The sequence below is a fragment of the Paenibacillus sp. GCM10027630 genome, from assembly GCF_042676305.1.
Taxonomy (GTDB): Bacteria; Bacillota; Bacilli; order Paenibacillales; family NBRC-103111; genus Paenibacillus_S.
Window position 1 is genome coordinate 1 of the sequence record NZ_JBHTGY010000007.1, and the last position, 9523, is coordinate 9523.

At 41.4% G+C, this 9523-nt stretch carries 9 protein-coding genes and 2 pseudogenes; 9 read left to right on the plus strand and 2 right to left on the minus strand.

The genetic code is table 11. From position 1 onward, the window contains the following. The first annotated feature begins 277 nt into the window (after window positions 1-277). From ACFQ0C_RS04030 to ACFQ0C_RS04040, 3 genes are all read left to right on the plus strand, one after another. Entirely contained in the window at window positions 278-508 is a 231-nt protein-coding gene (locus ACFQ0C_RS04030; RefSeq protein WP_379364216.1) for a hypothetical protein, read from the plus strand. 184 nt (window positions 509-692) lie between these two features. Next, entirely contained in the window at window positions 693-1874 is a 1182-nt protein-coding gene (locus ACFQ0C_RS04035) for an ABC transporter substrate-binding protein (RefSeq protein ID WP_379364218.1), read from the plus strand. Window positions 1875-2051: 177 nt separating this feature from the next. Beyond that, a complete protein-coding gene (locus ACFQ0C_RS04040; RefSeq protein WP_379364220.1) occupies window positions 2052-2486 on the plus strand; it encodes a GNAT family N-acetyltransferase in 435 nt (144 codons plus the stop codon). A 127-nt stretch (window positions 2487-2613) separates the two neighbouring features. Here the strand turns inward: ACFQ0C_RS04040 and ACFQ0C_RS04045 are convergent. Continuing rightward, window positions 2614-3831: pseudogene (locus tag ACFQ0C_RS04045) on the minus strand (IS110 family RNA-guided transposase). Window positions 3832-4227: 396 nt separating this feature from the next. Here ACFQ0C_RS04045 and ACFQ0C_RS04050 point away from each other — a divergent pair. The 3 genes from ACFQ0C_RS04050 (at window position 4228) to ACFQ0C_RS04060 (ending at window position 5820) form a co-directional block, all read left to right on the plus strand. Next, on the plus strand, window positions 4228-4566 hold the full coding sequence (locus tag ACFQ0C_RS04050) for a YxiJ family protein (protein ID WP_379364222.1): 339 nt from the start codon (window positions 4228-4230) through the stop codon (window positions 4564-4566). 145 nt (window positions 4567-4711) lie between these two features. Further along, window positions 4712-5188, plus strand: a complete 477-nt coding sequence (locus ACFQ0C_RS04055) for a GNAT family N-acetyltransferase (RefSeq protein WP_379364224.1) — start codon at window positions 4712-4714, stop codon at window positions 5186-5188. A gap of 155 nt (window positions 5189-5343) precedes the next feature. Then, on the plus strand, window positions 5344-5820 hold the full coding sequence (locus ACFQ0C_RS04060) for an NUDIX domain-containing protein (RefSeq protein WP_379364226.1): 477 nt from the start codon (window positions 5344-5346) through the stop codon (window positions 5818-5820). Window positions 5821-6173: 353 nt separating this feature from the next. Here the strand turns inward: ACFQ0C_RS04060 and ACFQ0C_RS04065 are convergent, their stop codons facing one another. Continuing rightward, on the minus strand, window positions 6174-7025 hold the full coding sequence (locus ACFQ0C_RS04065; RefSeq protein WP_379364228.1) for an aldo/keto reductase: 852 nt from the start codon (window positions 7023-7025) through the stop codon (window positions 6174-6176). 171 nt (window positions 7026-7196) lie between these two features. On the opposite strand from ACFQ0C_RS04065, the gene ACFQ0C_RS04070 reads away from it, so the two are divergent. The 3 genes and pseudogenes from ACFQ0C_RS04070 (at window position 7197) to ACFQ0C_RS04080 (ending at window position 9031) form a co-directional block, all read left to right on the plus strand. Continuing rightward, on the plus strand, window positions 7197-7646 hold the full coding sequence (locus ACFQ0C_RS04070; protein WP_379364230.1) for a MerR family transcriptional regulator: 450 nt from the start codon (window positions 7197-7199) through the stop codon (window positions 7644-7646). Window positions 7647-7763: 117 nt separating this feature from the next. Then, a pseudogene (locus tag ACFQ0C_RS04075) lies at window positions 7764-8003 on the plus strand (aminopeptidase); the annotation flags it as partial. A 524-nt stretch (window positions 8004-8527) separates the two neighbouring features. After that, window positions 8528-9031, plus strand: coding sequence for a hypothetical protein (locus ACFQ0C_RS04080; RefSeq protein ID WP_379364232.1), 504 nt, complete (start codon window positions 8528-8530; stop codon window positions 9029-9031). The last annotated feature ends 492 nt before the right edge of the window (window positions 9032-9523 follow it).

Genomic DNA, 9523 nt, shown 5'->3' on the forward strand with positions numbered 1-9523 from the left:
CTTTTAACACCTAGATTGAGCTTTGCGAGAACACTATTGAGAAATAGGGTGTATGGATTAAAATTTGAGAGATATTGAAAGCGCTTAATTCGACAGCCTGAAAATATACCTTATATTAGTGGAAGGATATAGGGACGAAACATGATAAATTGTCTAGTCAATACGGAATTATTCTCTGTTGAGTTTGTGCAAGATTATTTACAGTTGCATTTTAATGGCCCAATACTGACGGCATTAATAATGCCTACTGTAATTGTAAACGGAATACCTNTTAATAATGCCTACTGTAATTGTAAACGGAATACCTTTCTGTATTGATAAGCCGAGATTTCGAGATTCATTGTGCTCCTTAATTGGTGATTTTGTCATAGGTGTTGAACAAAAATCCGATAAATTTATTATTGTTGAATTTACAAGAGGCAGCATTGAGATTCGACTCGATGAAAAACGTTATGTAGAGGCTGCAGTACTTGCTAATGGGTCCAGACTTCAAATTTGGCCACGTTGATTAATAAATGAATGAAGATGATTACTTCTTCAAATAGGATATTTGATACATATGTACTGCCGGGCGTTAAGCTAATGGGCAGTAGAGTTTAATGGTATAAGGTAATAACACCCTATATACAATCAGGAACATATGTTCTAAAATATGGAGGCGATGTCATTTCCAATTTATAGGAGGTATTGATTTGAAGAAAACAATTACTTTTAGTTCCAAATGGTTTGACCATGAGTTTGAATCAATGATCGCTTCGAAGCTGAGGTCGAAGTTTCCAGAAGTCATGTTTTCTCATGTACAGGACTCGGGAGGACATACTTCTTTGGAAGCCTGGGAAGCTTGGGAAAATAGTACAGGTCTTGATATTCGAATGGATATTAGTGATGAACCGGTTTTTAAGAAAAAGGATTATGAACTAACACCTTTCCTGAATAATTCTGACGTCAAACTTCAATCCTTTATACCAACTTTACTTAAGTCGGTTTCCAATGAAGAGCGAATATATGGTCTACCCTTTGGTGCAGGAACAAATTATACGCACTCACTCTTTTATAATGACAATATTTTTGCAAAGTTTAATGTTCCAGTCCCCGAACATGAAATGTCGTGGGACGATGTAATAACTTTAGCAGCAAAAGTAACCGGGACAATCGATGGTATACCTAATTACGGATTGGACATAGGGGATTATTCTTTATTAAAAATGCAGCTAGGAATTAGGTTTCTTGATCCTGAAACGCACCGACCAAAACTTCGGGAAAGTGACTGTATGGAATATTTCCGCATTATAAAAGCTGCCTATGGGATACCGGGGAATGTTCAAGATACCGATGAACGTATATTCGTATACGGAAGGGCATTCCGTCGAAATGGAACTGTTGCAATGTCCATAGACTCCCCTGAGATGTTCAGCAAAAAGCTTTCATTTAAGTTAGGAGCCGTAAGTTTCCCTCAGATTAATAATAATCTTATAGTTCCGTCATTAAGTGATTATGGATGGTTTTTGACCTTACATCCTAGCTCAGAACATAGGGAAGAGGCGTTTGAGGTTATATCTTATTTAGTGTCGGAAGAATTCCAACTTTATCTTTCTAAAATTGGTCGATTCTCTTCCTTATCAGACAGAAAATACGAGGCGGATTATGGACAGGATAATCCGAATTTCTCAGGAACTACCATAGAATGGGTGTTTCAAGGACTAAAAGCAGGTTGGGCAAATCCGCAAAGCCCATATGAGGATATGGCTGGAAATATTGTTAGAAGTGAAATGGAACGAGCTGTAAGGAAAAAAATCCAATGGGACGAGGCAATTGAGATAATGGAAACACGAATTCTTGAGAAATTAAGCACTGAAATGCACGCAGATTTTTGATGGCTTTATTAAGCTGGGAACGTTAGCGCAATGACCAGAGAGCAACTCGCCACAAAGTTTTCTCCCTGGATTCGTTAAAGTAACGGGCAGGATACGTGAAAAGGAAATTTGGGGCTCCTTATAGAATAATGATTATTGTTGAACTTATTTTAGTTGAGTTGAGATGAGAAAGGTGAGATGAGAATGGTTGAGTATCGAAAGGCTACGTTACAAGATGAACAACAGATGTTTGTTATAGCCAATAAACTAGCAACAAGCTTTGTTGTAAATGAAAATGATTTCAAAAAGATTTATTCTTCGCTATTAGAAGATGGAAATGTTGATATTTACGTTGCAGATATTGAATCAAAGTTAATTGGATACGTTCTTGCATTTCATCACAATACATTTTATGCAAATGGGTTGGTAACTTGGGTTGAAGAACTGTACGTAGAAGAAGAATATAGAGGTATTAAAATCGGAAAAGCATTAATGCAGTTGATTGAAAATGCAGGGAAGAAACGCAACACTAAATTGATTGCTCTTGCGACCAGAAGGGCAAGTAATTTTTATGAAGCCATTGGATATGAGAAGTCGGCAACGTATTACAAAAAAACAATTCACGTTAGCTGAACCATCGACCGTTGAGCTCCCATGAAAATTAAATCCGCAGTCGCAGAAATCGGCCGCACTGAAGAAGACGCAGCTCATTCATTTTTATGAAAAGCGTCTGAATAATGGATGTTGAAATGGTTCGGAATTAGGAATTAGCTGCAATTGTCACGGAGTAACCTAAGCTCTCAAGTCTACGAACAGCATATTTTGCAATAGACTGTTGTTTCTGTTTGTCATGGTAATCTTCGCCCAGATCGATATAAGTTTCTTTACGAGTCAGGAGATAAAACGCAATTTTTAGCATAGCATGAGCCACATTTATAGCTGTTCGTTTTTTACCTTTTCGTGCTGCGGTACGTCTATACATGGCGCCGAGAAAGTTCTTTGATGCTGCAACGGAATGGGCTGCTTCTACTAAGGCGGATTTCAGATACTTGTTTCCGTTTGTGGTTTTGGTAGATTTCTTTTTTCCTGCACTTTCATTATGTCCAGGTACCAATCCAGCCCAAGAGCATAAATGTGCTGCACTGGGAAATTGTTTCTTAATATCCGTTCCGATTTCCGCCAAGATTTGTTCGGCCATTCGAGTGGCTATACCAGGGATTGAATCTAAACGTTCAACATCTTCATGAAAAGATTCTACCCGCGTAGCAACTTCCTGATCAAGCACCTCGACTTGTTCGGTTAAAAAATCAATGTGAATTAAAATGGTTTTGATCATGAGACGTTAGTGAGGGTTTACGTAGCCTTGAAGAGCTAGTTCAAGCTCGTCCTTTTTTCGCTTCAAGGTACGTCTGGCGAAGCTCGCTAGTTTTTTGGGATCATCTTCGCCATCTGCAATGGCGCGCAGCATATCACGAGATGAAACACCCATAATGTCAGAGACAACGGAGCCAAGCTTAATATTCGCTCCCTCTAATACCTTTTTAATGCGATTGTGTTGTCTGGATCTCTCTTCGATGATGCTGCGACGATACCGAACAAGCTCTCGAAGTTCCCGCTGATTTCGGTTGGGAATGAAACTTGCTTTAAGAAGTCCGTGACGGAGAAGCTTGGCAATCCATTCCGAATCCTTGACATCTGTTTTACGTCCAGGCAATGCCTTCATATGCTGGGCGTTCACGACTAAAAATTCAATTCCTTCAGCTTCAAGCAGGTTGACGATTGGTTTCCAAAATACCCCGGTGCTTTCCATCGCAACGTGAGAACATTCGTGTTGTTTGATCCAATCGATGAGTTGTAATAGATGCACCGTTTTAGTTGAAAACGTTTGGATATCCTTTCCTTTCGACGTTAGAATGCATGCTGTAATGTTGTCCTTATGGATATCCATACCGCACGCTCGTTCAATGACAACTTCCACCTTAACTACGCCCTCTCTACGGCTAAATTAGGTAAGAGACTGGTGCAACAACCAGAGTAGGATTAATCTCCCATGAGTGCTTCCCAAACAGGGAGCGACAATCTGTGATGCACCGTGGTCGTTGGAGTCAGACTAACGGATGGGCTCTAAGGCACCATAGCTTATCGACCTTCCTCTCCCAGCCATAGTAGCAGTATGGACGAATCCTAAACATTTTCATCATCTGTGGTGCGGCGCATGCGCCGCATGTATGACTAACGGAGAGCGGTAGTTCACCCCTCCTTGGAGTAGATTGCCTGCGGCAGCTGCTCCATTTTTCATTAGGCTAAATGGCAGGATAATTGAGTCAGATACCGAATTACTTTGACAAAATAAGGTTTACATGGGTGATGTAACGTGGATGAAATAATTCAAAAACTCAGTATCATTGTATTAGACAATCCCTTCCCGTACAGGGATATTGATAAAATACAGGATGATTTTCATTTCGATTTCAATAAGTTAGCAGATGACGAGGACTCTTTAGTTGGTGATTTTAATACCTATTGTATGAATATAGCGGGCACTCGAAGTTATGTTTTAACTGGAAAGATGGTCTTCTTTGAGATGTTTCGACAGTATAAGTTTATTGAGGATAGAATCAGCGACTATAAAGAATTTTATCAGGAATACAAGCGAAATGAGGAAGCTAGAATGTTGCTACTGATGTATTTGTCTAAACGTAAAGGTCGTTGAGCTAACGGAGAAACGATAGTTGAGGAGCTTGCATTGCTTCAGCATTATTTATTCTGTAGAAGTAGATATTTGTCTTAATTTCCGTATGCGAGTTGTTGGCAGAAATGTTTGAATTACAATAAAGGTATAAAGGGGGAAGTCCTGCATGATTACGCTCAGGAAAATCACTCTGGAAAACAGGCGTGCCATGTTTAACTTGGAAGTTTCAGAGGACCAACGGCACTTTGTTGCGTCTAATCTGTCCAGCGTTGCTTCTTGTTATGTCCTTTTAACCAATGGGGGACATCCATTCCCATTTGTCATTTACGCGGATGAGCAGCCCGTCGGGTTTGTTATGATGGCTTACGGAATCACTGGATACGAAGAGCCGTCAATCGCAGAATACAACTATTGCATCATGCGACTAATGATTGACAAGCAATATCAGAACCGGGGTTATGGTCGGAAATCCATGGAAAAAATCTTGGAATTTATCCGCACCTTCCCTGCAGGGCGAGCACATTACTGCTGGATCCCGTATAAATCCGATAACGTCGCTGCCAAAAGGCTTTATGAAAGTTTCGGCTTCCGTGACAACGGTGAAGTTTTTAACAACGAATCAATAACTGTATTGCGACTCTGACTTGCTGTCAAATCATTAAGCTAACTCAAAGGAAGAGCCATACCGCTAACGGAAAACGATAGCATCATGACGAACAGGCAACCGGCATCACTGGCTAACTGTTCAAATATCGGTTTTCTTGAAATTTTACATAGATTATTTCGGGGTGATGAGGCTTGCCAATGTCTGAATACTACACGCAACTGCGTGATAAAATTGGGACTCAACTAATATTTAGCCCAAGTGTTGCTGGAGTAATTCGTAACCAACAGGGTGAGATCTTGTTTCAGCGTCCATCTTTAGAGAGTGATATTTGGAGTTTGCCAGCTGGTGCAATTGAGATTGGAGAAACTCCTGCAAAAGCAGTCGTTCGAGAGGTTTTTGAAGAAACTGGATTAAAGATCATTCCCCAAAAATTATTAGGTGTCTTCGGAGGGCAAGACTTTAGATTTACTTATATGGACGGGAATCAAGTAGAGTACATTATCTTTATGTTTGAATGTACCATCGGAGGAGGGGAATTAGAAGCAGTGGACGGGGAATCAGCTCAACTACGTTTTTTTGGGGTTGATTCAATGCCACTATTAGCAATCCCGTATCCGAAAGAAATCTTTTATCCAAATGATTCTGACCGAACATTTTTTCAAGTATGATTTGTCTACTCCGTTGAACTACCATGAAAGAACGGATTAGCTTTGATGCTCTGTGGTGCAACGCAGGAGGATGCATGGATGGCTAACGGGAAACATTTGTTCAATAAGAAACCAGGACGAGGCTGCCGGCATGAATCGGCAGCCTCGTGGAAGTAAAGGGCAGGATAGTTCAGGAGGTCTTGGTGGTTCTGTGTGTTACCTGCATTGGTGGGAGTATAGATTTCGTTACACCGGTAGCAGCAGTTTTGCTAATCTTAGAATTTGCAATTCAAGTAAAGAAAGGACAGGGCACCCCTGTCCTTTCTTTACTTGATGAGGGTAACCGCGTGATGAGTTTACGGTTCGATCAATGTTTACAAATCGACTCTTAAGGTGCCCAGCATCTTGGCGAATTTCGGATCGTGGTAGGATAAGAAAAGACTTTCCCGCGTATTGAGGGCGGAAATTTGTTCGATATCGTCCGCGCTCAACTCAAAATCGAAAATGTCGAAGTTTTCGACGATCCGCTCTTTTCTCACCGATTTTGGAATAACAACGACTTCACGCTGAACAAGCCAGCGCAGTACGACCTGGGCGACGGACTTGTTGTGTTTTACTGCGATCGAGGCCAGCACTTCGTTGTCGAACATGTTGTTGAGTCCTTCAGCGAACGGTGCCCACGACTGGTGCTGTACTCCCTGCTCTTTCATAAAAGCGGCACTCTCGATCTGCTGATAGAACGGGTGCGTTTCAACCTGGTTGACGGCGGGTACGATTTCGTTATGCACGATGAGGTCCATCAGACGGTCGGGCAGGAAGTTGCTGACACCGATCGCCTTAATCTTGCCTTCGCGGTACAAGTCTTCCATCGCACGCCAAGCGCCGTAGTAATCGCCGAACGGCTGGTGTATTAGGTATAAATCGAGATAGTCGAGCTGTAACTTCTTCAGGGATTTGGCAAACGCCAGCTTGGCATTCTCGTAGCCGGCATCCTGAACCCAGAGCTTGGTCGTGATGAACAACTCCTCCCGCGGTACGCCGCTGCGCTTGATTGCGCGTCCGACCGCTTCCTCGTTCAGATAACCGGCGGCGGTGTCGATCAGGCGGTAACCGGCCATCAACGCTTCATATACGGCGTTCTCACATTCTTCAGCATCGGGAACCTGGTAGACACCGAAGCCGATGATCGGCATTTTCACTCCGTTGTTTAATGTTACGGTTTGCATTTTAACTCCTCCAAGTGTTCAAATGTATAACAGCAAACGGCTCGTATCTAGGAATCGGGGACTGCAGCGATGATTCCACTTACGGCTGAATTGCATTACAATAAGCTTAGAACCTTCGTGCTACACGAAGTCAAGCCGTTTTCAAAAATTTATTTCCAAGGAGGGTTTCACATGCATACGGTCAAAGAAGCCGCGCAAATAACGGGACTCACCGAGCACGCCGTGCGCTTTTACACGGATAAAGGCCTGGTGCCAAGCGTACAGCGCAATCATAACAACATTCGGATGTTCGACGATGAATCGATCAACTGGCTGCATGGCGTCAAATGCCTTAAGCAATCCGGGATGCCGATTGAATTTATTAAAAGGTATATCGATCTCTGTCTCGAAGGGGATTCTACCATCCCTCAACGCTTTGCACTCATGATGGAGCATAAAGAAGCGGCGCTCGTTCAGCTCGAAGAAGTCAAACGGCATGTGGCCCATTTAGAACAAAAAACCGCCCTATATCAGGCCATTATGGAGCACCGCACTCCAGACACGACCAATCCCGGTAACTGGGACAAAATTCAGCATATGCATGCTGACGTATTTTACTCGCCCTCTGTTCGGAGGGCGTGAGAGATATTCGTGAGCACATCAACCGCTTTGGAGAGAATCCTAGGTTTCAAACTCTTGGTTGGCTTGCAATGAACAAGATTCACATCAGTCTAGATTGAATTAACGAGGATTGAAAAACCAATAAATGATACTTTGTTCGATGAAAAAATATGGGGTAGTTTCCACTTTACTCCTGGATGTGTCCCAGTAAAATCGGCTGGGAATGAAAATTGGTCAGAGTTGTACTGGGATCTTATAAATATCCAACGATTGGAATACGGTGGAGGAGAAATGTGATTTGATGATACTTTAATCCGCAAAGACGGTATGTTTGTTCCTGCTGAACTATTAGTATTAAATCCCAACAGTCTAAAGTAACTGTAATATGAGGAAATAGATAATGAAAAATATGAAAGTTTAACTGCCGAATTGTTCTTGGAGAATCGGCAGTCTTTTTGCGTTAATGAGCCGTAATGTGGAGTGGTTTTGTAAAATACGTCGAAATCTCTTACCCTAGATGATCTGTTCTTCTTGACAAACACAACATAAGTACTAGCTTTATGCAATAAAAGAAGCTCCGGATAAGTTTCCAGAGCTTCTTGATAAATTAAAGCGATTTGGTTACATTTATTCAACTACCATGATATTATTTCAAACATTCGTTCGTATAAAAGACAATTCTGAGCCAAAGGGTTGATCAGATTTAGTTATAGTTATAAATGATGTTAATCAACATCAGAACAAATGGTAGAATAAACGTTTCTTCTGCCATTTAGTGCATAAACTTTGATGTCGAGATTGGACTTCTGTTTGTTTTTCAATAGTTGATTATTTTATCTAGTTCAATTTAGTATCTTTCTGAATTTTATATATTAAACTATTTTGAAAGAGGATGATGATATATGAGCGATCGTGAGAGGCTAACCAAATGGTTTGATTTTACGCCGACAACACAGACACCTGCACCGATCCCAATCACAGGATCATTTTCAAACCAACTACCAATTCCTATACCATCCGGTACTACAGCATTAACAATTATTAATCAAGTTGTTACTCTAGGAACCATTACTTTGAAACACATTCATAGGGATGACCGAATCTATCTTACAGCAACAGTTGTATCTTTTAATAATAGCAGAACGGAGAGAGAGCCCCAAATACAGTACCAAATTGTACGGGATAATGTATTCGTCGTTATGAGTGTGATAGATACTAATGATGACGGTGGTGCGTTTTATACAACTTCTTTTACAGCTGCAGAGACAAATGTTCCCCACGGGAAACATAAGTATCATCTGCAAGCCATTTTGCTTACTCCTGTAGATCCTACTAATTCCGCAGCTAACATTCTTATTAGAAATTTTTCTTTAGAAGGTACAGTTCTTGATGAAAATAACACCTAAGCTGCGTCGAGCGGCTTTTTTTCAGACGGTCATTAGTAGATTTGAGACTATCGAGATCGCGAGATAAAAAAAAGGGCCACCCGTAAAGGACCCGTAAAGGATGGCCTTTAAACTTGCCGTTACAGACAGCGCGGAGAACGGTACCATAGATTACAGCTGAGATCATTAAGCTAACGGGTACGATAGTTCAATAAATAGCGGCAATCTAGGACTTTATTTTCTCGTCCATGGCTGCCGCTATTTCTTTTATTAGGGTCAGTCTAATACTAATGTAATTCGAAAGGACGCGTGCGATCAACTCATTCAGCCAAATACTTTATTTTCTTTCATCACCAACTTGGGCAGTTTTGATGTATCCCCTAAAGGGTTTTATGGAATAGACGTGGCAAACCCGCTACTATAGGAGTGGGATGGCCCCGACCTCAACTTGTGCTAGCAAGTAAGTGGGGGAGGTTCACTGTGATCGAAGTGTTGGTTATTGTATTATGGAAA

Bases quoted from the DNA above. Each gene is read 5' to 3' on its own strand.
- ACFQ0C_RS04030 (WP_379364216.1), top strand. From the start codon at position 278: ATGCCTACTGTAATTGTAAACGGAATACCTTTCTGTATTGATAAGCCG.
- ACFQ0C_RS04040 (WP_379364220.1), top strand. From the start codon at position 2,052: ATGAGAATGGTTGAGTATCGAAAGGCTACGTTACAAGATGAACAACAG.
- ACFQ0C_RS04055 (WP_379364224.1), top strand. From the start codon at position 4,712: ATGATTACGCTCAGGAAAATCACTCTGGAAAACAGGCGTGCCATGTTT.
- ACFQ0C_RS04065 (WP_379364228.1), bottom strand. From the start codon at position 7,025: ATGCAAACCGTAACATTAAACAACGGAGTGAAAATGCCGATCATCGGC.
- ACFQ0C_RS04070 (WP_379364230.1), top strand. From the start codon at position 7,197: ATGCATACGGTCAAAGAAGCCGCGCAAATAACGGGACTCACCGAGCAC.
- ACFQ0C_RS04080 (WP_379364232.1), top strand. From the start codon at position 8,528: ATGAGCGATCGTGAGAGGCTAACCAAATGGTTTGATTTTACGCCGACA.